General features: G+C 70.8%; 20 protein-coding genes. 11 read left to right on the forward strand and 9 right to left on the reverse strand.

All coding sequences use genetic code 11. The features are described 5' to 3' along the window. Positions 1-145: 145 nt before the first annotated feature. On the forward strand, positions 146-1,228 hold the full coding sequence (locus tag K3554_RS15155; RefSeq protein ID WP_259941753.1) for a ParA family protein: 1,083 nt from the start codon (positions 146-148) through the stop codon (positions 1,226-1,228). Next, on the forward strand, positions 1,209-1,832 hold the full coding sequence (locus K3554_RS15160; RefSeq protein ID WP_259941755.1) for a hypothetical protein: 624 nt from the start codon (positions 1,209-1,211) through the stop codon (positions 1,830-1,832). The genes K3554_RS15155 and K3554_RS15160 overlap by 20 nt, the downstream gene beginning before the upstream one ends. On the opposite strand, the gene pncB is transcribed toward K3554_RS15160, so the two are convergent. After that, on the reverse strand, positions 1,805-3,094 hold the full coding sequence (pncB, locus tag K3554_RS15165) for a nicotinate phosphoribosyltransferase (protein WP_259941757.1): 1,290 nt from the start codon (positions 3,092-3,094) through the stop codon (positions 1,805-1,807). The genes K3554_RS15160 and pncB overlap by 28 nt on opposite strands. Positions 3,095-3,225: 131 nt before the next feature. Between pncB and K3554_RS15170 the strand changes: the two genes are divergently transcribed. Then, a complete protein-coding gene (locus tag K3554_RS15170) occupies positions 3,226-3,600 on the forward strand; it encodes a hypothetical protein (RefSeq protein WP_259941759.1) in 375 nt (124 codons plus the stop codon). On the opposite strand, the gene pncA is transcribed toward K3554_RS15170, so the two are convergent. The 4 genes from pncA to choX all read right to left on the reverse strand — a co-directional run bounded on the left by pncA (position 3,597) and on the right by choX (position 7,150). Then, entirely contained in the window at positions 3,597-4,193 is a 597-nt protein-coding gene (pncA, locus tag K3554_RS15175; protein WP_259941761.1) for a bifunctional nicotinamidase/pyrazinamidase, read from the reverse strand. The genes K3554_RS15170 and pncA overlap by 4 nt on opposite strands. Positions 4,194-4,268: 75 nt before the next feature. After that, a complete protein-coding gene (choV, locus tag K3554_RS15180) occupies positions 4,269-5,315 on the reverse strand; it encodes a choline ABC transporter ATP-binding protein (RefSeq protein WP_259941762.1) in 1,047 nt (348 codons plus the stop codon). Next, complete coding sequence (gene choW / locus K3554_RS15185) at positions 5,312-6,148, reverse strand: choline ABC transporter permease subunit (protein ID WP_259941764.1); 837 nt, start codon at positions 6,146-6,148, stop codon at positions 5,312-5,314. Before choW ends, choV begins: the two co-directional genes overlap by 4 nt. A 69-nt stretch (positions 6,149-6,217) precedes the next feature. Further along, on the reverse strand, positions 6,218-7,150 hold the full coding sequence (gene choX, locus K3554_RS15190) for a choline ABC transporter substrate-binding protein (protein WP_259941766.1): 933 nt from the start codon (positions 7,148-7,150) through the stop codon (positions 6,218-6,220). Positions 7,151-7,259: 109 nt separating this feature from the next. On the opposite strand from choX, the gene betI reads away from it, so the two are divergent. The 8 genes from betI to K3554_RS15230 all read left to right on the forward strand — a co-directional run bounded on the left by betI (position 7,260) and on the right by K3554_RS15230 (position 15,229). After that, positions 7,260-7,814 carry a transcriptional regulator BetI gene (betI, locus tag K3554_RS15195; RefSeq protein ID WP_259941768.1) on the forward strand — a complete coding sequence of 185 codons (555 nt, stop codon included), beginning with the start codon at positions 7,260-7,262 and terminating at the stop codon, positions 7,812-7,814. Positions 7,815-7,828: 14 nt separating this feature from the next. Continuing rightward, positions 7,829-9,448, forward strand: coding sequence for a choline-sulfatase (betC, locus tag K3554_RS15200; RefSeq protein WP_259945981.1), 1,620 nt, complete (start codon positions 7,829-7,831; stop codon positions 9,446-9,448). 80 nt (positions 9,449-9,528) lie between these two features. Continuing rightward, positions 9,529-10,986 carry a betaine-aldehyde dehydrogenase gene (gene betB / locus K3554_RS15205; RefSeq protein WP_259941770.1) on the forward strand — a complete coding sequence of 486 codons (1,458 nt, stop codon included), beginning with the start codon at positions 9,529-9,531 and terminating at the stop codon, positions 10,984-10,986. After that, complete coding sequence (locus tag K3554_RS15210; RefSeq protein WP_259941772.1) at positions 10,986-11,234, forward strand: DUF6552 family protein; 249 nt, start codon at positions 10,986-10,988, stop codon at positions 11,232-11,234. Before betB ends, K3554_RS15210 begins: the two co-directional genes overlap by 1 nt. Positions 11,235-11,236: 2 nt before the next feature. Next, the gene (gene betA, locus K3554_RS15215; protein ID WP_259945984.1) at positions 11,237-12,883 is read left to right on the forward strand and encodes a choline dehydrogenase; all 1,647 of its coding nucleotides are present in this window, start codon (positions 11,237-11,239) and stop codon (positions 12,881-12,883) included. A gap of 212 nt (positions 12,884-13,095) precedes the next feature. After that, positions 13,096-14,079 (forward strand): ester cyclase, encoded by a 984-nt coding sequence (locus K3554_RS15220; RefSeq protein WP_259941773.1) that lies wholly within the window; start codon positions 13,096-13,098, stop codon positions 14,077-14,079. After that, positions 14,076-14,765 carry an alpha/beta fold hydrolase gene (locus K3554_RS15225; RefSeq protein WP_259941775.1) on the forward strand — a complete coding sequence of 230 codons (690 nt, stop codon included), beginning with the start codon at positions 14,076-14,078 and terminating at the stop codon, positions 14,763-14,765. The genes K3554_RS15220 and K3554_RS15225 overlap by 4 nt, the downstream gene beginning before the upstream one ends. 20 nt (positions 14,766-14,785) lie before the next feature. Beyond that, a complete protein-coding gene (locus K3554_RS15230; protein ID WP_259941776.1) occupies positions 14,786-15,229 on the forward strand; it encodes a DMT family transporter in 444 nt (147 codons plus the stop codon). Positions 15,230-15,365: 136 nt separating this feature from the next. Here the strand turns inward: K3554_RS15230 and K3554_RS15235 are convergent, their stop codons facing one another. The 4 genes from K3554_RS15235 to K3554_RS15250 form a co-directional block, all read right to left on the reverse strand. Next, positions 15,366-15,566 carry a hypothetical protein gene (locus K3554_RS15235; RefSeq protein ID WP_259941777.1) on the reverse strand — a complete coding sequence of 67 codons (201 nt, stop codon included), beginning with the start codon at positions 15,564-15,566 and terminating at the stop codon, positions 15,366-15,368. Beyond that, a complete protein-coding gene (gndA, locus tag K3554_RS15240; protein WP_259941779.1) occupies positions 15,563-16,975 on the reverse strand; it encodes an NADP-dependent phosphogluconate dehydrogenase in 1,413 nt (470 codons plus the stop codon). The genes K3554_RS15235 and gndA overlap by 4 nt, the downstream gene beginning before the upstream one ends. 64 nt (positions 16,976-17,039) lie before the next feature. After that, on the reverse strand, positions 17,040-19,628 hold the full coding sequence (locus K3554_RS15245; RefSeq protein WP_259941780.1) for an HWE histidine kinase domain-containing protein: 2,589 nt from the start codon (positions 19,626-19,628) through the stop codon (positions 17,040-17,042). Next, positions 19,621-20,175 carry a hypothetical protein gene (locus K3554_RS15250; protein WP_259941782.1) on the reverse strand — a complete coding sequence of 185 codons (555 nt, stop codon included), beginning with the start codon at positions 20,173-20,175 and terminating at the stop codon, positions 19,621-19,623. The genes K3554_RS15245 and K3554_RS15250 overlap by 8 nt, the downstream gene beginning before the upstream one ends. Positions 20,176-20,342: the final 167 nt, after the last annotated feature.

The raw sequence follows: 20,342 nt of genomic DNA on the forward strand, positions 1-20,342 counted from the left end.
GCACCCGGCGTGCACCGGACGTATGGATGGAGAGTAGACGGACGGCGTGGACTGACTACAAGAGATTTGCCGATTTTGGCTGGCCTACGCGAACCCTGCATTAGTACGCTATAGTTGGCCGACCTAAACCAAGCGAGGGAAACGTATGAGAACTGCAATTTTCAACCATAAAGGGGGCGTTGGTAAAACTGTGTTAGCGTACCATTTAGCATGGAAGCTTACGCAGAAAGGTAAACGAGTTCTGCTAGTCGATGGGGATTCACAGGTTAACCTAACCGCGCTGAGCATGGGAACGGAAGCCTTCGAAAACCATTACGTTACCGATGAGACCAGAAGTCGGAACATCAGAGACGGTGTTGCTGACGCATTCGAGGGTCGGTCGTCAAACCTTGAAGGCTTTGACTGCCCAAATGCCCTCGGAAATGACAAGCTCTTTATTTTACCCGGTCATCCAGAGCTATCAACCTTAGAAGGTCAACTAAGCCTTGCACAGGAAACCTACGGCTCGCTTTCCGTACTGCGTAGTTTACCTGGCGCTCTTAGCGCCCTTATTGGCCGGATAGAGAGGCGACACAGAATAGACATTACCCTAGTCGACTTAAATCCTGGCTTGGGAGCGATCAATCAGAACCTGTTTTCATCATGCAAATCTTTCATAGTTCCCACCAATCCGGATCCGTTTTCCCTTATGGCTGTCGATACCCTAAGGGACGTCGTGATCCGATGGAATAATTGGAAAGAAAACAATCTAGACAAATACCTAGGAGCAGATTTTCTACTACCAAAGGGAACAATTAGATTCATCGGAAACGTTAACGCGCGGTTCAACAAACACGCATCGAAAGCCGGTGCGAAGTTTGACGAGCGCATGCGGATGATTGACAGCGAGATCTACAGTAGATTTGCGCCAGCCCTGGACTCTGCCGGGATGCTTTATTCTCGCGAAAAATATGAACGGGCCTTCGAAATAGGAAAGGAGGAACTAAGTCCCGATAGCAAAGCGCTTTATGCGCTTGCGCGGATTCCGGACTTTCAATCCTTGATTCAATATAGCTACAAGTATACTAAGCCGGTATTCTGCCTTACCGATAGCAACCTCCGAGCAGAAAGACTTGGGGGAAACTCCCTGAGAGATGCAAAGTCGAACATAGCTGAGTTCGAATTCATTTTCAATTGTATTGCCAACAAGTTTCTATTGATATCGCAAGATGACGACAGCGAAGACTAGGTTTGACGAGCATATCCGTGATGCCGAAGAGGCTGTTACGATGTATGAGTATTTATCGGGTGGCGCTTACAGCGCGGACTTTGCGTTAAGGTTTGCTTGGGTATGCATCGCGTCGTCAGTCGACTCCTACATTACTGACCTGATTTTGGAGAAGGGCGTAGAGTCCTTATTTAGCGACGCTCCGACCACCAAAAAGTTGCGAAATGAGTCAGTCTCTTTATCGGTTGCGATGGCGCTTCCTACAGCATCTCCCGCATCTCGCGTTCAGTCGATTCGCTCGGCGCTTGGAGAAATTGTCCGCTATAGAACGTTCCAAAAACCCGACGATATTGCAGATGGATTATCTTATGTTTGGGAGGAGAAGCACAAGTGGCAACGTATCGCAGGCGAGCTGAACGTGGATGCTGCCGATCTACGAAGAAAAGTTCTTGAGATAATGGCGAGGAGAGATTTAATCGTTCACTCAATGGATTATGATCTCGCTTTGGGACGCAGGCTATCGGTATCGAAGAACGATGCGCAGGCGAATATTCAACTGATAAAAAGCCTTGTAGCTACGATTGAGAAACTTGTATCTCAAACCACCACCTCCCGCTCCACCTGATCCCCCACCCCGAACACCCGCTTGTACCGCTCCACCTCCGCCTCGGGCCCCATCGCCTTGCGCGGGTTGTCCGACAGCTTCACCGTGGGCCTCCCCTCCGCCGCGACCGCCTTGCAGACCAACGAGAAGGGCGCGAGGCGGTCGTCCTCGACCAGGCCGCGGAAGTCGTTGGTCAGCAGCGTCCCCCAGCCGAAGCTGACGCGGACGCGGCCCGCGAAGCGGGCGTGGAGCTCGGCGATCTTCGCCTCGTCGAGACCGTCGGAGAAGATCACGAGCTTCGTGCGGGGGTCCTCGCCGCGCGCCTTCCACCAGGCGATGGCGGTCTCGGCGCCGGCCGCGGGATCGCCCGAGTCGATGCGGATGCCGGTCCACCCGGCCAGCCAGTCGGGGGCGCGGTCGAGGAACCCTTGCGTGCCGTAGGTGTCGGGCAGGATCACGCGCAGGTTGCCCTCGTGCTCCTCGTGCCAGTCGGCGAGCACGTCGTAGGGGGCGCGGGACAGGGCGGCGTCCCCATCGGCGAGGGCGGCGTAGACCATGGGCAGCTCGTGGGCGTTGGTGCCGATGGCCTCGAGATCGCGGCCCTTGGCGATGCGGCAGTTCGAGGTGCCGATGAAGCGGGAGCCCAGGCCCTCCTGCATGGCCTGCACGCACCAGTCCTGCCACAGGAAGCTGTGCCGGCGGCGGGTGCCGAAGTCGGCGATGCGCAAGGAGTCGAGGGCGCGCAGGCGCTCGATCTTCTCCCACACGCGGGTCATGGCGCGCGCATACAGCACCTGGATCTCGAAGCGGCCCATGTCGTGGAGCACGGCGCGGGAGCGCAGTTCCATGATCACGGCGAGGGCGGGGATCTCCCAGAGCATGACCTCGGGCCAGGCGCCCTCGAAGGCGAGCTCGTATTGGTCGCCCACGCGCTCGAGGTGGTAGGGCGGGAGGCGGAGCTGTTCGAGCCAGTCCATGAACTGGGGGCGGAAGATGGAGCGCACGCCGTAGAAGGTGTTGCCGCGCATCCAGGTGGACTCGCCGCGGGTGAGGGAGAGGGTGCGGATGTGGTCGAGCTGCTCGCGCAGCTCCCCCTCGTCGATGAGCCGGGCCAGGGGGACGTGGGTGGAGCGGTTGATCAGCGAGAAGGTGACGCGCGTGGCGGGGTGGTTGCGGTGCACCGACTGGCACATCAGCAGCTTGTAGAAGTCCGTGTCGATGAGCGAGCGGACGATCGGGTCGATCTTCCACTTGTGGTTCCAGACGCGGGTGGCGATGTCCATGGGCGGCCCTCCGGGGGGGAGTGTGGCCGGGGCGCACGGGGGTGTCCACGCGGTTTTCGGCGCCCCGCCGGCGCCGCGATCCTGCCACGGGGGCGGGCGAGACCCGGGGGAGAATCGGACGGAGACCCCCCATGCGCTATGACTTCGACATCGTGACCCGCGGCCCCCGGCGGCTGGGGCCGTCCATCGCGGTGCGGTTCCGCTCGGCCGACACGGCGCGCGCCTTCGCGGCGGCGCCCGAGGCGGTGCGGGCCTGGCTGCGGCGGGCGGGGTTCCGGGACGGGCCGTCGGGCTCGGCGCTGGCGCCGGGGCTGTTCGCGCCGGCCGACGAGTCGCACCGGGCGGCGGTGCTGGCGGAGCTGGAGGCGACGCTGGACGCGATGCCGCCCGTGGGCGCGGGGCGGTTCGACCTCGGCCGGCTGCTGGTCGAGGCCTGCCGCGCGCGGCCCGACCTGCCCGTCTTCGCCGCGCCGCGGGGGTCCGGGGCGCTGGAGGCGGCGCTCTAGCGCAGCACCACGCCGTCGCCGGCCATGGCGTCGCGCGCCGCTGCGAGGCTGCCGTCGAGGTCGATGGCGCGGCAGAGCTCCTCGCGCACCTCGACCCCGAAGCCAAGGCGCGCCGCGTCCCGCGCCGACCAGGCGACGCAGAAGTCGAGGGCGAGGCCGACCAGCGTGACGTGGGCGACGCCCAGGGTGCGCAGGTAGCCCTCGAGGCCGGTGGGGGTCTCGTGGTCGTTCTCGAAGAAGGCGGAGTAGCTGTCGAGCGCGGGGTTCATCCCCTTGCGGATCACGGCGCGGGCGCGGTCCGTGTCGAGGCCCGGGTGGAAGGCGGCGTCCGGGGTGCCCTGCACGCAGTGGTCGGGCCAGAGCACCTGGGGGCCGTAGGGCATCTCGATCACCTCGTAGGGCGCGCGGCCCGGGTGGGCCGAGGCGAACGAGGAGTGGCCGGCGGGATGCCAGTCCTGGGTAAGCACCACGTGGTCGAACCGCGCCATGAGGGCGTTGACGGGGGCGACCACCTCGTCGCCGCCGGGCACCGCGAGGTTGCCGCCGGGGCAGAAGCCGCGCTGCACGTCGATCACGATCAGGGCCTGGGTCATGGGATGCGCCTCCGGGATGCGGGTCGCCCCCGGGATTAACGCGCGGAGCGGCGGGCGCAACGCCCCCCCGGGGCGCTAGCGCCCCAGTCGCAGGAGGATCGAGTCGGAGGTGACCGCGCCGACCACGGCCCCGTCCTCCACCACCGGGATCGGCTCGGGGCGGGCGGCGGCCAGAGGCATCACCTCGCGCACCGCCATGTCGGCGGGCACCGGCTCGCCCGTGCCCCCGGCCCCGGGCTCCATCACGTCGCGGGCGCGCAGCACGCCGAGCGGGTTCATGTGAGCCACGAAGTCGGCCACGTAGGCGTCGGCGGGGGCGGTCACGATCTCGGAGGGCGTGCCGCACTGCACGATGCGGCCCCCTTCCATGATGGCGATGCGGTCGCCGAGCTTGAACGCCTCGTCGAGGTCGTGGCTGACGAAGATCACCGTCCTTTTCAGGCGCTGCTGCAGCTCGCAGACCTCGTCCTGGAGGCGGGTGCGGATCAGCGGGTCGAGCGCGGAGAACGGCTCGTCCATCAGGAGGATCGGCGCCTCGGTGGCGAAGGCGCGCGCCAGCCCGACGCGCTGCTGCATGCCGCCCGACAACTCGCCCACGAGGGCGTCGGCCCGGTCGGCGAGGCCCACAAGCTCCAGCTTCTCGTCCACGGCCTTGCGGCGCGCCTCGGCGTTCTGCCCCGCCAGCTCCAGCCCCAGGCCGACGTTGGAGCGCACGTCGCGCCAGGGCAGCAGGCCGAACTGCTGGAACACCATCGCGACGCGATGCTGGCGGATGTCGCGCAGCACCTTGGGGGCGGCATGGGTGACGGAGGTCATGGTGCCGTCCGCCTCCCGCACCCGTACCTCGCCGCGCGCCACAGGGTTGAGGCCGTTCACGGCGCGCAGCAGCGTGGACTTGCCCGAACCGGACAGGCCCATCAGGACCACGAACTCGCCCTCGGCCACGCGCAGCGAGCAGTCGTGGACGCCGAGGATCTGGTCCGTCGCCTCCTGCACCTCGGCCCGGGTCTTCCCTTCGTCCATGAGGGGGAGCGCGGCGTCGGGGCGGTCGCCGAAGACGATCGAGACGCGGTCGAACTCGACGGCGGCAGGGCGTTCGGCGGCGCGGGCGTGATCGGTCATCGCTTGCGCTCCATCCGCAGGATCCGGTCGAGCATGATGGCCACGACCACGATGATGAACCCGCTCTCGAAGCCTAAGCTCGTATTCACCTGGTTGAGGGCGCGCACCACCGGCACGCCGAGGCCGTCGGCGCCGACCAGGGCTGCGATCACCACCATCGACAGCGACAGCATGATGGTCTGGTTCAGCCCGGCCATGATCTGCGGCAGGGCGTAGGGCAACTCCACCTTCCACAGCGTCTGGCGCGGCGTGGCGCCGAAGGCGAGCGCTGCCTCGCGCAAGGCCGTGGGCGTGGACGCGATGCCGAGCTGCGTCAGGCGGATCGGCGCGGGCAGCACGAAGATCACGGTGGCGATGAGGCCCGGCACCATGCCGATGCCGAAGAACACGATGGCCGGGATCAGATAGACGAAGGTGGGCAGCGTCTGCATCAGGTCGAGTACCGGGCGCATCCACGCGTAGAGGCGCGGGCGGTGCGCGGCGGCGATGCCGATGGGCACGCCGATGGCCATGCAGACCACGCAAGCGGACAGGACCAGCGTGAGGCTCTCGGTGGTCTCCTCCCAGTAGTCCTGGTTGAGGATGAAGAGGAACCCGAGGGCGACGAAGAGCGCCACCTTCCACGAGCGCTGGAGCGCGTAGGTCAGCGCCACGAACACCGCGATGACCAGGAGGGGCGGCGGCGTCTGGAGCACCCAGAGGATGGCGTCGATCAGCCCTTCCATGAAGGCGGCGAGCGCGTCGAAGGCGAAGCCGAGGTTGGCCTGCATCCAGTCGAAGACCGCGGCGGCCCAGTCGCCGACGGGGAGCTTGTGGTCGGTGAGCCAGGTCATGGGCAGTCCTTCGCGGGGTCAGCGGAACGCCCCGGCGCGGGGCCGGGGCGTCCTTTCGTCAGCGGACGCTTACTGCAGCGCGCTCATCACCGCTTCCTTGGCGTCGCCGCCGTCGAAGGTGGTCACGCCGTTTAGCCATGCGTCGAGGACGTCTGCGTTCGCTTTGAGCCACGCCTCGGCGGCGTCGCGGGGGTCCTCGCCGTCGTCGAGGATGGCGCTCATGATCTCGTTCTCCATCTCCAAGGAGAACTCGAGGTTCTGGAGGAGCTGGCCGACGTTCGGGCACGCCTCGACGTAGCCGGCGCGGGTGTTGGTGGCCACTGTCGCCCCGCCGAGGTTCGGTCCGAACACGTCGTCGCCGCCCTCGAGGTAGCCCATGTCGAAGTTGGCGTTCATCGGGTGCGGCTCCCAGCCGAGGAACACGATCGGCTCGCCGCGCTTCGACAGGCGGTCGACCTGGGCCAGCATGCCCTGCTCAGACGATTCCTTCACCTCGAACTCCGCGAGCCCGAACATGCCCTCGTCGATCATCGACTGGATCAGGCGGTTGCCGTCGTTGCCCGGCTCGATGCCGTAGATGGTCTCGTCGAGGGCGTCGGCGTGCTCCGCGATGTCCTCGAAGCTCTCGATGCCGAGGTCCATCGCGGCCTTGTTCACGGCCAGCGTGTACTTGGCGCCCTCGAGGTTGGTGCGCACCGTGTCCACGGTGCCGGCCTCGCGGTAGGAGGCGATGTCGGCCTCCATGGTGGGCATCCAGTTGCCGAGGAACACGTCCACGTCGCCGGCGGCCATCGAGGTGTAGGTGACGGGCACCGAGAGGATCTTGATGTCGGTCTCGTAGCCCAGCGCGTCGAGGATCGCGGAGGTGGTGGCCGTGGTGGCGGTGATGTCGGTCCAGCCGACGTCCGAGAACACGACCTCCTTGCAGTCGGCGTGGGCGTCGGCATGGGCGAGGCCTGCGACGAGGGCCAGCGCGGAGGCGGCGGAGAGGATGCGGATCATGGTGGTCTCCCGGTTGCTCGCGGCTCGGGGCCGCGTTATTGATTGACGGCTCAATCAAGCGTGGACTAACCCACGCCGGAGCGTGCCCGCAACCCTACGAGGACAGTCCATGCCGCGAAAGGGCGTCGAACCCCAGCGCCGCGCCGCCCTCGTGGAGGCCGCGATCGGCGAGATCGCGGAGCGCGGCTCGGCTGGCGTGACCGTGGCCCGGATCGCCCGCCGCGCGGGCGTCTCGGGCGCGCTGGCGCACCACTACTTCGGCTCCAAGGAGCAGATCCTCTTGGCCGCCATGCGCCACATCCTCGGGGTCTTCGGCGCCGAGGCGCGCACGGCCCTGCGAGGCGCGCGTACCCCCGAGGCGCGGCTGCGCGCCATTGTCGCGGTGTGCTTCGCGCCGGCCTCGTTCTCGAACGAGGGGATCGCGGCGTGGCTGGACTTCTACGGGCAGGCCCGCACCCACGCGCCCACGCGGCGGCTTCTCCTCATCTACCAGCGGCGCCTGCGGTCCAACCTCCTCTACGCCCTGCGCCCGCTGACGGCGGACGCCGAGACCGTGGCCGAGGGCGCCGCCGCCCTGATCGACGGCGTATACCTGCGCGCCGCCCTCGGGCCGCTGCGGGAGCCGGAGCGGCTCGTGAACGACTGGATCGGGAGGAACCTGTGAACATCCTCGTGCTCATGGTGGACCAGCTCAACGGGACGCTGTTCCCGGACGGCCCCGCCGACTGGCTCCACGCGCCCAACCTCCGGCGGCTGGCAGAGCGGTCCGCGCGTTTTGCCAACGCCTACACCGCGTCGCCCCTCTGCGCCCCGGCGCGCGCGTCGTTCATGTCGGGCCTGCTGCCGTCCCGCACCCGCGTCTACGACAACGCCGCCGAGTTCGCCTCGGACATCCCCACCTACGCGCACCACCTGCGCCGCGCCGGCTGGCGCACCGCGCTGTCGGGCAAGATGCACTTCGTGGGCCCCGACCAGCTCCACGGGCTGGAGGAGCGGCTGACCACCGACATCTATCCCGCTGACTTCGGCTGGACCCCGGACTACCGCCGCCCCGGCGAGCGCATCGACTGGTGGTACCACAACATGGGGAGCGTGACCGGCGCCGGCGTGGCCGAGATCACCAACCAGCTCGAGTACGACGACGACGTGGCCCACCACGCCAAAGCCTGGCTGCGCGACGCCGCCCGCGGGGCGGACGACCGTCCGTGGTGCCTTACGGTCTCCTTCACCCACCCCCACGACCCTTACGTCGCCCGCCGCCGCTTCTGGAACCTCTACGAGGACTGCGCGCATCTGGAGCCGGAGGTCGGCGAGATGCCCTACGAGGCGCACGACCCCCACTCCCGGCGCCTGCTCGACGCCAACGACCGCGAGAACTTCACCGTCTCCGCCGAGGACGTGCGCCGCTCGCGCCGCGCCTACTTCGCCAACGTCTCCTACGTCGACGAGCGAATCGGCGAGATCCTCCGCGTCCTCGACGACACCCGGCAGGAGGCGGCCGTCCTGTTCGTGTCCGACCACGGCGACATGCTCGGCGAGCGGGGGCTGTGGTACAAGATGAGCTTCCTGGAAGGCTCCGCCCGCGTGCCGATGATGCTGGCCGCGCCGGGCGTGGCGCCGGGGCGCGTCGACGCGCCCGTCAGCACCGTCGACGTCTGCGCCACGCTCTGCGACCTGGCGGGCGTGGACCTCGCCGAGATCGAGCCGTGGACCGAAGGGCGCAGCCTCCTGCCCGTGGCCGCGGGCGCGGAGCGCGGGCCGGTGGCGATGGAGTACGCCGCCGAGGGCAGCTACGCGCCGCTGGTGGCCTTGCGCGCGGGCCGCTGGAAGTACACCCGCTGCGCCCTCGACCCCGAGCAGCTCTTCGATCTGGAGGCTGACCCGCACGAGCTGCGCGACCTCGCCGGGGCGGCGGACGGCGGGCTGCGGCTCGACCCCGAGACCGACGGCTTCGACGGGCAGGTCGCGAACGCGCAGGGCGTGATGCGCCCGCAGGACGTCGGGCTGGACGGGGTGACCTTCGCGCGCGACCCGGTTGACCTCTCCGAATTGGCCGACGCCGCCACGGCCCTCGCCGCCCTGCGCGTCGAGGCCGACCGCCGCTGGGACCTCGCCCGCTTCGACGCGGCCGTGCGCGAGAGCCAGGCCCGCCGCTGGGTGGTCTACGAGGCCCTGCGCCGGGGCGGCTACTACCCGTGGGACTACCAGCCCCTGCGCGTCGCCTCGGAGCGGTACATGCGAAACCACATGGACCTGAACGTGCTGGAGGAAGCCAAGCGCTTCCCCCGCGGCGAATGACGCGGCCGGGGGCTCTGCCCCCGGACCCCCGAGATATTTTTGGCCAGAGGAATTGGCCGGACCCGAGAACGGAGCGACCGATGACCCGCAACGCACAGCCCGCCGCCTCGCACTTCGTCGACGGCGCCTACGTCGAGGACACCGCCGGCGAGGCGATCCCGGTGATCTACCCCGCCACCGGCGAGACCGTCGCCACCGTCCATGCCGCGACCCCCGCGATCGTGGAGCGGGCGCTGGCCGCCGCCGCCCGCGCGCAAGCGGAGTGGGCCGCGACCGACCCCACCGCGCGGGGGCGCGTCCTGCGCCGGGCCGCCGACATCATGCGGACGCGCAACCGGGCGCTGTCGGAGATCGAGACGCTCGACACCGGCAAGCCGCTGCAGGAGACGCTGGTGGCCGACGCCACCTCGGGCGCCGACGCCCTGGAGTACTTCGGCGGGCTGGCCGCCGACCTGACGGGCACCACGATGCAGTTCGGCGGCGACTGGGCCTACACGGTGCGTCGCCCCCTGGGCGTCTGCGTCGGCATCGGCGCATGGAACTACCCCACGCAGATCGCCTGCTGGAAGGGCGCGCCGGCGCTCGCGACGGGCAACGCCATGGTCTTCAAGCCCTCCGAGACGACGCCCCTGTCGGCGCTGAAGGTGGCCGAGATCCTCGTGGAGGCGGGGCTTCCGGCGGGCCTCTTCAACGTGGTGCAGGGCATGGGCGCCGTGGGCGCGATGCTGACCACCGATCCGCGCGTGGCGAAGGTCTCGCTGACCGGCTCGGTGCCCACGGGGCGCAAGGTCTATGCGGCGGCGGCGGCCGAGATGAAGCACGTGACCATGGAGCTGGGCGGCAAGTCGCCCCTCCTCGTGTTCGACGACGCGGACCTCGAGGACGCGGTCTCGGGCGCGATCAACGCCAACTTCTACGCCTCGGGGCAGGTCTGCTCGAACGGCACGCGGGTGTTCCTGCAGGACGGCATCGCGGAGCGCTTCCTCGCTAGGCTTACGGAGCGGCTGGAGGGCGCCGTGATCGGCGACCCGCTGGACGAGGCGACCAGCTTCGGCCCCATGACCACCGAGGCGCAGATGCGCATCGTTCTGGACCACCTCGAGACCGCGAAGCGCGAGGGCGCCCGCGTCGTCGCCGGCGGCGAGCGCCTGGACCGCGAGGGCTTCTGGATCGCGCCCACGGTGCTGGCCGATCTCACCGACGACATGGCCTGCGTGCGCGAGGAGATCTTCGGCCCCGTGATGTCGGTGCTGACGTTCGCAGACGAGGCCGAAGCCATCCGGCGCGCCAACGACACCCCCTTCGGCCTGTCGGCGGGCGTGTTCACCCGCGACATCGCCCGCGCGCACCGGGTGGTGGGTGCGCTCCACGCCGGGAGCTGCTGGATCAACCAGTACAACCTGACCCCCGCCGGCCTGCCCTTCGGCGGCTCGCGCGCGTCCGGCATCGGGCGCGAGAACGCGCGGGCCGCGCTGGACCACTTCACCGAGGTCCAGTCGGTCTACGTCGGCATGGGACCGGTCGAGGCGGCGTACTGATGGCCGCCCTGCCCCCTCCGGGCCGCGCGCCCCTGAAGCCCGTCGACGTGGTGAAGTGGGTCGCGACGGCCGTGCAGCTGGTGGGCTACGCGCTCACCGGCATGGGCGTCACGCCCTGGAACATCTACGCCTTCGTGGTCGGCATCGCGCTGTGGTTCGCGGTGGGCGCCATGTGGCGCGACCGGGCGATCATGGTGGTGCACGTGGGCGCCTTCGTCTCCCTCGTGGCGGGATACCTGAGCGCATGACCCTGGAAGCCGACTACGTCGTCGTGGGCGCGGGCTCCGCGGGCTGCGCCATCGCCTACCGCCTCGCCGAGGCGGGCCGCTCCGTGCTCGTGATCGAGCACGGCGGCACCGACTGGGGGCCGCTGATCCAGATGCCGGGGGCCTTGAGCTTCCCCATGAACATGGCCCGCTACGACTGGGGCTACGAGAGCGAGCCCGAGCCGCACCTGGGCGGCCGCCGGTTGGCGACGCCCCGCGGCAAGGTGCTGGGAGGATCGTCCTCGATCAACGGCATGGTCTACGTGCGCGGCCATGCCCGCGACTTCGACCACTGGGACGAGAGCGGCGCGAGGGGGTGGAGCTATGCCGACGTCCTCCCCTACTTCAAGCGCATGGAGACGTGGCACGACGGCGGCCACGGGGGCGACCCGACCTGGCGCGGCACGGACGGGCCGCTGCACGTCACGCGGGGCACGCGCGCGAACCCCCTCTACCACGCCTTCGTGGAGGCGGGGCGCGAGGCGGGCTACGAGGTCACCGACGACTACAACGGCCGCCAGCAGGAGGGCTTCGGCGCCTTCGAGCAGACCGTCTGGAAGGGCCGCCGCTGGTCGGCCGCCAACGCCTACCTGCGCCCCGCCCTGAAGACCAAGCGCTGCGCCGTGGTGAACGGGCTGGCGGCGCGCGTGGTGATCGAGGAGGGCCGCGCCACGGGCGTCGCGCTCGCCGACGGGCGGGTGGTGCGGGCGCGGGCCGAGGTGGTGCTGTCGGCCTCCGCGATCAACTCGCCAAAGCTGCTGATGCTGTCGGGCATCGGCCCCGGCGCGCACCTCGCCGAGCACGGGATCGAGGTGCGCGCCGACCGCCCCGGCGTGGGCGCGAACCTTCAGGACCACCTGGAGATGTACGTGCAGATGGCCGCCTCGCAGCCCGTAACGCTGTTCCGCTACTGGAACCTGCCGGGCAAGGCGTGGGTGGGCGCGCGCTGGCTCCTCACCCGCACCGGGCCGGGGGCGACCAACAACTTCGAGAGCTGCGCCTTCGTGCGCTCCGAGGCCGGCGTCGAGTATCCCGACATCCAGTACCACTTCCTGCCCCTCGCCGTTCGCTACGACGGCAAGGTCGCCGCCGAGGGCCACGGGTTCCAGGCGCATGTCGGCCCGATGCGCTCGCCCTCGCGCGGGTCGGTCACGCTGCGGTCGGGGGAAGCGGATGCCAAGCCGGTGATCCGGTTCAACTACATGAGCACCGAGCAGGACTGGCGGGACTTCCGGCGCTGCATCCGCCTCACCCGCGAGATCTTCGCGCAGGAGGCCTTCGCCCCCTTCCGCCGCCACGAGATCCAGCCCGGCGCCGCGGTCCACACGGACGCCGAGCTGGACGAGGCCATCCGCGAGCACGCCGAGAGCGCCTACCATCCCTGCGGCACCTGCCGCATGGGCGCCGCCGACGATCCCGGTGCGGTGGTGGACCCCGAGGCCCGCGTGATCGGCGTGGATTCCTTGCGCGTGGCCGACAGCTCCATCTTCCCGCGCATCACCAATGGCAACCTCAACGGCCCCTCGATCATGGTGGGCGAGAAGGTCTCGGACCACCTGCTGGGACGCACGCTTCCCCGCAGCAACGCCGAGCCGTGGATCCATCCCGGCTGGCGGGTCGCGCAGCGGTAGCCGTCTCCCTCGGTCTTCGTTTCACAAGTACCTTGGGGGTCCGCGGGCAATCCGGGATCGGTCCGGTGGACCGATCCGCCCGCGGACGGGCGAAGCCCCGGAAGCCCGCCAGGGCATGGGGGCAAAGCCCCCCCTTTCTCCGCCTCCCCGCCCACTTGCATACGTATGCAAACAAGCGCACCCTCCGCCCGGAATCACCGGGGGAGGACGTCGTGAAGGGCTTTCAGGAACGCTGGGCGGACTTTCCCGACTACATCATCGGCATCACCCGCGAGATCTGGGAGGGGCGCGGCCTCAACACGCTCCACGAGTGCTACGCAGAGAACCTGCCCATGCGCTTCCCCTCCGGGATCGTCTACGGACGGCAGGCCGTGATCGACGGCTCGCGCGCCACGCTGGTGGAGTTCCCGGACCGCGAGCTTCTGGCCGAGGACGTGATCTGGTGCGGCGACGACGAGGGGGGCCGCCTGTCCTCGCACCGCATCCTGACCCACGGCACGCACCTCGGGCACGGGCTGTTCGGCCCGCCCACCGGCAAGCGCTTCGAGATCCGCACGATCGCGGACTGCGCCGCGCGCGACAACTTCATCGAGGACGAGTGGCTGTGCCGCGACAACGGCGGCATCGTCGTGCAGCTCGGCATGGAGCCGAAATCCTTCACCCGCGACCTGATCGCCCGCGAGGGCGGCCCCGAGCGGGCGCCCCGCCCCTTCCACCCCCGCGACGACGTCGAGGGCCCCTACCGGGGGCGCGGCAACGACCATCCCGTGGGGCAGGACTACGCCGACATCCTGCATCGGATCATGAACGGCGACGAGCTGTCGGTGATCCAGCGCCGCTACGACCGCGCCTGCCGCACGGAAGTCCCTTGCGCCCGCGCCGGCTGGGGCTGGAGCTTCGCGGAGCGGCACTGGATCGGCCTGCGCGCGGCCTTCCCCTCGGCGAAGTTCACGATCGACCACTGCATCGGCCGGCTCGACCCCCAGCGCCCGCCCCGCGCCGCGATCCGCTGGTCGCTGACGGGCACCCACGACGGGCGCGGCTCCTACGGCGAGCCCTCGGGCGCCGAGGTGCACGTGATGGGCTTCAGCCACGCGGAGTTCGGCCCCTGGGGCCTGCGCCGCGAGTTCACGGTCTACGACGAGATCAGCATCTGGAAGCAGATCCTGCTGCATTCCGGGGCGGTGGACGGGTGAGCGAGCCGCTCGTCCTCCTGCCCGGAATGATGTGCGACGCCCGCCTCTGGGCGCCGCAGGTGGCGGCGCTGGAGGGGCCGGCGCAGGTGCTCCCCATCGACGGGCACGACACGATCCCCGCGCTGGCCCGCGCGGTGCTGGAGGCGGCGCCGGAGCGCTTCGCGCTGGCGGGACTGTCGATGGGCGGCATCGTGGCGATGGAGATGGTCGCGCAGGCCCCGGAGCGGATCGCGCGGCTGGCCCTGCTGGATACGTTCTGCGGCGCCGAGCACCCCAAGATGGCCGCGCGGCGCGAGCGGCAGATCGAGCGGGTGCGGGCGGGCGCGCTAGAGGCGGTGATGCGCGAGGAGCTGATGCCGCTTTACGTCGCGCCCGGCCCCGGCGCCGAGGCGGTGCTGGAGACGTGCCGGGAGATGGCGCTGGCCCTCGGCGGGGCGGTGTTCGAGCGCCAGGCCCGCGCGCTCCAGCGGCGCGAGGATCGGCGCGAGGTGCTGCGCGGCGTGCGCTGCCCCGCGCTGGTGCTCTGCGGCGAGGCGGACGCCATGTGCCCGCCCGACCGGCACCGCGAGATGACCGCGCTGATCCCCGGAGCCGTGCTGGAACTGGTCGAGGGCGCCGGCCACCTGCCGACGCTGGAGCGGCCCAAGGCTGTCACCGAGGCGATGCGGCGCTGGCTGGCGGCCTGAGGCTGGGCTAGCGTCGCGTCATGGTCCAGCACGCCCTCGTCATGCTCCTGGCCGGCATCGGGATCCCCGTGCTCGCCGCCCTGAACGCCCGCCTCGGCGCCAACATCGGCGGCCCGGCGGCGGCGGCCGTCGTGCTGTTCGCGGTGGCGGCGGCGGCGGCGGTGGCGACGATGCTGCTGACTTCGCCCGAGGCGCTCCTGCGCGTGCCGGGCCAGCCGCCGCACCTCTTCGCGGCCGGGCTCCTGGTGGCGTTCTACGTGCTGTCGATCACCTGGATCGCGCCGCGCTTCGGGGTCGGGAACGCGGTGTTCTTCGTGCTGCTGGGGCAACTGGTGTCGGCGTCCGCCATCGACTTCCTCGGCCTGCTGGGGGCGCGGCCCGTTCCGGTGTCGGGGCTGCGGGTGGCGGGGCTTGTGCTGATGGCGGCGGGGCTGGCGTTGACGCAGTTGGCCCCGCGGGGCTGAAGGCCCCGCGGGGCCACCCCGGACCCGATCCGGGGTCTCGTGGGGTCGGGACGACGGAGGTGCTGCACGGGGGTGCCCTGCCCTGGAGCGAAGCGCGAACCGAACCCGGAGGCCCCGGCGCGAGGCCGGGGCGCGCCTAGTCGTCGCCCCCGTCCCCCTCCCACCGGATCAGCAGGCTCCACGCCATCCACCCTGCCGCCGCCGCGAACACCGCGGCCCAGACCGGCGCGCCGCGGAGCAGCTCCACCGCGGCCCATCCACCGACGACCGCCACCGCCAGCACCCGCGCCCAGAGGGGGCGGAACATCGGGTGGCGCAGGTCGAGGAAGCGTCTCACGTGTGCGGGTCGGGGCGCTCGGGCGCCCAGGGGCCGTGGACGTCGGTGCGCCCGTCCTCGTGCACGAAACCGTGCAGCCCGAAGAAGTCGCGCTGGGCCTGCACGAGGTTCGCGGTGCCCCGCGCGGTGCGCATGGCGTCGAAGTACGCGACCCCGGAAGCCAGCGCCGGGACCGGGTGCCCGGCCTCCACCGCGCGGGCGACGACGGTGCGCAGCGCGCCGTGGTGGCGCCCGAGGAGGTCCGCGAAGAAGGGCGTGCGCATGAGGTTCTCGCCCGGATGCGCGGAGAGGGCCGCGGCCATGTCGTCCAGCATCGCCGAGCGGATGATGCAGCCCTCGCGCCAGATGCGCGCCACCTCGGGCAGGTCCACGTCCCAGCCCATGGCCTCGCCCGTGGCGGCGATCATGGTGAATCCTTGGGCGTAGCACAGCACCTTGCCGGCGATCAGCGCGCCCTCCAGCGTGGCGTGGTCGATCGCCACCGCCTGCGGCCCGCGCCCGAACAGCGCCTCGCCCGCCGCCCGCTCCGCGCGGCGCGCGGAGACGTTGCGCGCCATCACGGCGGCCTCGATGGCCGGCACGGGGGTGAGGAGGTGCTGGCTCTCGATCGCGGTCCAGCGGCCCGTGCCCTTCTGCCCGGCGGCATCGACGATCACGTCGAGGAGGGGTCGGTCCGTGGACACGTCCCGGGCGCGGGCCACGGTGGCGGTGATCTCGATCAAATAGGAGGCGAGCGGCCCCTCGTTCCACTCGGCGAACACGCTTCCGATGGCGTCCGGCCCTAGCCCCTCGCCGTCGCGCAGGAGGCCGTAGATCTCGGCGATCATCTGCATGTCGGCATACTCGATGCCGTTGTGCACCATCTTCACGAAGTGCCCCGCCCCGCCGGGGCCGAGGAGCGCGGCGCAGGGCTCGCCCTCGTGCTTGGCGGAGATGGCGGTCATCACGTCCTCGACCCGCGCCCAGTGCTCGGGGGCGCCGCCGCCCATGATCGAGGGGCCGTGGCGCGCGCCCTGCTCGCCGCCCGACACGCCGACGCCGAGGAACGGGCCGCCCGAGTCCTCCATGCGCCGCACGGTATCGTGGAAGTTGGCGTTGCCGCAGTCCACGAGGATGTCGCCCTCGTCCAGCAGGGGGCGAAGGGCGGCGATCTGCCCATCCACGGGCGCGCCCGCGGGCACCATGAGGATGATGGCGCGGGGCCGCTCGATGCGCGCGACCAGCGCCTCGAGGGTGTCGCAGGGGACGACGCGGTCGCGCCAGCCTTCGTCGGCGCGGTCGCCGAATTCGTGGGTGACGGAGGTGGTGCGGTTCCAGACCGCGATCGGGAAGCCGCGCTCCGCGATGTTGAGCGCGAGCGCGGCGCCCATGGTGCCCAGTCCCACCAGCCCGATCCGTGCCTCGGCCATGCGCGCGCCTCCCCTGCCATGCGGGGGCGAGGCTACGGCGCGGGCGGCGCGGGGGAAAGGGCGGTCAGTCCAGCAGGCGGGCGAGCACCGCCGCCAGCTCCGCCTCGGTGAAGGGCTTGCCGAGAACGGGCGCGCCGGGGTGCTCGCGCAGCACCTGCCCGTCGTCGGCGTAGCCGGTGGTGAAGGCGTACGGCACGCCCGCGTCACGCAGGCGCTCGGCCACGGGGAGCGAGGTCTCGCCGCGCCCGAGGTTCACGTCGAGCAGGGCCGCGACGGGCATCTCGGCGTCCACGTGCGCCAGCGCCTCGGACACGGAGGCGGCGGAGCGCACGTCGCCGCAGCCCAGCCCCGCGAGCATGTCGGCGGCGTCGAGCGCGATGATCATGTTGTCCTCGACCAGCAGCACCGGGCCCGCGGGCGCAAGGGGGGCGGCGACGCGGGTCGGCGCGTCGTCGGGCTCGGGCGCCTTCGCCTCCGCGGGGGCCTCCGCCTCCGCGGCGTCGCCCGGCAGGGGCTCGTCGAGCGCGAGGTGGCCGTTGGGCAGCACGAAGTCGGCCTCCAGGCCGCCGGCGGCGTAGCGGACCTGCACCGACCCGCCAAGCTCGTGGGGGATCGCGCGCTCCACGATGGTGGAGCCGAAGCCGCGGCGGGTGGGCTCGGCCACGGGCGGGCCGCCCTGCTCGCGCCATTCCACGCGCAGGGCCTCGGGGCCGTGGCGCAGCGTCACCGCGATGCGGCCCTCGGGGCGCGACAGAGCGCCGTGCTTCATGCTGTTGGTGACCATCTCGTGCATCACGAGGGCCAGCGTCGAGAAGGTCTCGCCGGGCAGCATCACGTCGCGCCCCTCGATCACGAGACGCCCGGCCTCGCCGCCATAGGCCTGCATCTCCAACGCGAGGAGCTGCACGAGCGAGGCACCCTCGCCCTCGCGTCCGGCGATGAGCTGGTCGTGGGCGCGCGACAGGGCCACGAGGCGGCCGTCGAACTCGCGCGCGTATTCCTCGAGTGAGGCCGCCGCGCCGCGGGTCTGCTGCGCGAGGCTGCGGATCAGGTTGAGGATGTTGCGCATCCGGTGGTTCAGCTCGCCGATCAGCATGCCCTGCTTCTCCTGGAAGCGGACGCGCTCGCGGGCGGCCTCGTCGGCCATGCGCAGCACGACCTCCAGGAGCGTGGCGCGCAGGGCCTCGGCGGCGGCGCGCTCGCTCTCGGACCAGGGCACGGACTGGCCGGTCACGGTCTGGTGCCACGCCGCGAAGGAATTGCGCGGGCTCAGCCGCAGGCCGTCCGAGGTGGGGCGCACCGGCTTGTTGGGGTTGCCGGCCCAGACCACGGTGCGGGCTACCTCTCCGCGCAGCAGCAGGATGTAGTTGCCCGGATCGAGGCTGATCGGCAGCGCCATCACGCCGGCCACCGGCTCGCTCAGGTGCGCGGCCTCGGGCATGGCGTCCTGCAGGGTGGCGGTATGGAACACCTTGCCGGGCGAGGCGGCCCCGGCCACGTGGGCGGCGATCGCGCGGCAGGCCTCCTCGTCCGGGGCGACGCCGATCGTGGCGACGGCGTCGTCCGACACCACGGCGATGCCGTCGAAGCCGATCACGGGGCGGATCTCGTCGGCCACCACGTCGATCGCCGAGGCGATGTCGCCGCCGCGGCTGACGCGGGCCACGAGCGCGTCGTGGAGGCGCCGGGCGTCGCCGTCGTGGGCGCGCTCGACCTGCATGGACTTCACGCTGATCTCGTAGGCGAAGAGCTGGGCGAACAGCTCCACCGCGGCGCGGCGCCCGAGGCTGAGGGCGTGCGGCTTGTGGCTGTGGCAGGCGAACAGCCCCCACAGCGCGCCGTCGCGCAGGATCGACACCGACATCGAGGCCACCACGCCCATGTTGCGCAGGTACTCCAGGTGCACGGGCGAGACCGCGCGCGTGGTGCACAGCGACATGTCGAGGCGCCCGTCGGGGCGCGCGGGCTCGGGCACGAGGCGGTGGGTCGGGCCGTCCACGTCGGCGATCTGGCGCAGGGCGTTGCGGCGGTAGAGCGCGCGGGCCTGGGCCGGGATGTCGGTGGCCGGGAAGCGTAGGTGCAGGTAGCTCTCGACCTCGGGCGCTGCGTCCTCGGCGACCACCGTGCCGCTGCCGTCCTCGCCGAAGCGGTAGCACATCACCCGATCGTGCCCGGTGAGGCGGCGCACGGTGCGGGTGGCCTCCTCGGCGGCGGCCTGGATCGTGGGCTGGCGGCGCACGGCGTTCATCAGCGTCTGCACCAGCGTGACGTCGTCGGCCTCGGCGGTGGGGCCGGCGGGCTCCAGCTCGATCACGGTCTCGGGGCCGACGCGGTGGATCGCGGCGTCGAAGGCGCCGGCCGGGAAGCCGAGCCCCGAGGCGCGGACCTGCTCGAGGTCGGGGCCGATCAATGCGGCGCGGTCCGTCAGCGCGGCGGCCTGCGCGGCGCCCAGCGCGTCTGCGAGCGCCGTTCCGGGCGCGGGCACGGCCTCGAGGCCCAGCATCTCGGCGAGGTTCGCGGAGTGGCGGCGCACCCGCCCCCCGGCGTCCACGGTGACGAGGGCGCCGTAGCCCTGCACCCGCTCCACGAGGTGGATCTCCTCGCGGTCGCAGTTGCTCAGGTCGACGGCTTGTTCCGCCTCGGAGTCACGCATGGCGGCGCTCCGGCGCGGCGGCGTCGGTCTCGCGCAGGGCGGCGGCCTCGAACAGCGCGAACCACGCCCGGGTGGCGGCGACGACGCGGTCGGCCTCGGGGCCCACGGCGGGGTGGGCGCCCGCGTCGGCGAGGAAGCGACGCCACGGCGCGGGGTCGGCGGCGGCGCCCATGTAGCTGCCCGCGGCGCGGACCGCCGGGTCGGCGCTGGCCGCCCAGCTCCGCGCGAGCACCCGCGCGCCGAGGCGCGAGCCGAGCCAGAGGTAGCGCCGCGCGGTGGCGTGGTCGGGGCCGGCGAAGGGAATGGCGGGCGGCAGGCGCCCGCCGAGCGCCGCGAGGTCGGCGGCGATGGCGCCCAGCGCACGGTCGAGATCGTCCGCCACGTCGCCGGCGCCTTCCGCCCCGCGCAGCGCGGCGAGGCCCGCCCCTTGGGCCTGCAGGAAGGCCCGCAGCCCCGGGGCCGTGCCCAGCGCGAACGCGCCGAAGGCCGCATCCACGCGGTCGTGGTCGGCGCGTGTGTCGCGGCGGAGCCGCTCGCGCAGACTCACGATGGGATGGGGTTCGGTCAGGGCGCTGGTCCGTGGGTGCAGGGTTCCGGTCCGGTCTCGCATATCCCGCCGAGCGACGGAACTCCAAACTTTTCAATCCGTGCCGACACTTGCCCACGGGGAACCGCGCACCGCCCCGCGCCGTTGCGGCCCCGGACCCGAAGGAG

This window comes from Jannaschia sp. W003 (assembly GCF_025144335.1).
Lineage (GTDB): Bacteria > Pseudomonadota > Alphaproteobacteria > Rhodobacterales > Rhodobacteraceae > Jannaschia.

What these genes read in the sequence shown, in the direction of transcription:
- K3554_RS15155 (WP_259941753.1), top strand. Translation starts at nt 146, where the DNA reads ATGAGAACTGCAATTTTCAACCATAAAGGGGGCGTTGGTAAAACTGTG.
- K3554_RS15160 (WP_259941755.1), top strand. Translation starts at nt 1,209, where the DNA reads ATGACGACAGCGAAGACTAGGTTTGACGAGCATATCCGTGATGCCGAA.
- pncB (WP_259941757.1), bottom strand. Translation starts at nt 3,094, where the DNA reads ATGGACATCGCCACCCGCGTCTGGAACCACAAGTGGAAGATCGACCCG.
- K3554_RS15170 (WP_259941759.1), top strand. Translation starts at nt 3,226, where the DNA reads ATGCGCTATGACTTCGACATCGTGACCCGCGGCCCCCGGCGGCTGGGG.
- pncA (WP_259941761.1), bottom strand. Translation starts at nt 4,193, where the DNA reads ATGACCCAGGCCCTGATCGTGATCGACGTGCAGCGCGGCTTCTGCCCC.
- choV (WP_259941762.1), bottom strand. Translation starts at nt 5,315, where the DNA reads ATGACCGATCACGCCCGCGCCGCCGAACGCCCTGCCGCCGTCGAGTTC.
- choW (WP_259941764.1), bottom strand. Translation starts at nt 6,148, where the DNA reads ATGACCTGGCTCACCGACCACAAGCTCCCCGTCGGCGACTGGGCCGCC.
- choX (WP_259941766.1), bottom strand. Translation starts at nt 7,150, where the DNA reads ATGATCCGCATCCTCTCCGCCGCCTCCGCGCTGGCCCTCGTCGCAGGC.
- betI (WP_259941768.1), top strand. Translation starts at nt 7,260, where the DNA reads ATGCCGCGAAAGGGCGTCGAACCCCAGCGCCGCGCCGCCCTCGTGGAG.
- betC (WP_259945981.1), top strand. Translation starts at nt 7,829, where the DNA reads ATGGTGGACCAGCTCAACGGGACGCTGTTCCCGGACGGCCCCGCCGAC.
- betB (WP_259941770.1), top strand. Translation starts at nt 9,529, where the DNA reads ATGACCCGCAACGCACAGCCCGCCGCCTCGCACTTCGTCGACGGCGCC.
- K3554_RS15210 (WP_259941772.1), top strand. Translation starts at nt 10,986, where the DNA reads ATGGCCGCCCTGCCCCCTCCGGGCCGCGCGCCCCTGAAGCCCGTCGAC.
- K3554_RS15230 (WP_259941776.1), top strand. Translation starts at nt 14,786, where the DNA reads ATGGTCCAGCACGCCCTCGTCATGCTCCTGGCCGGCATCGGGATCCCC.
- gndA (WP_259941779.1), bottom strand. Translation starts at nt 16,975, where the DNA reads ATGGCCGAGGCACGGATCGGGCTGGTGGGACTGGGCACCATGGGCGCC.
- K3554_RS15245 (WP_259941780.1), bottom strand. Translation starts at nt 19,628, where the DNA reads ATGCGTGACTCCGAGGCGGAACAAGCCGTCGACCTGAGCAACTGCGAC.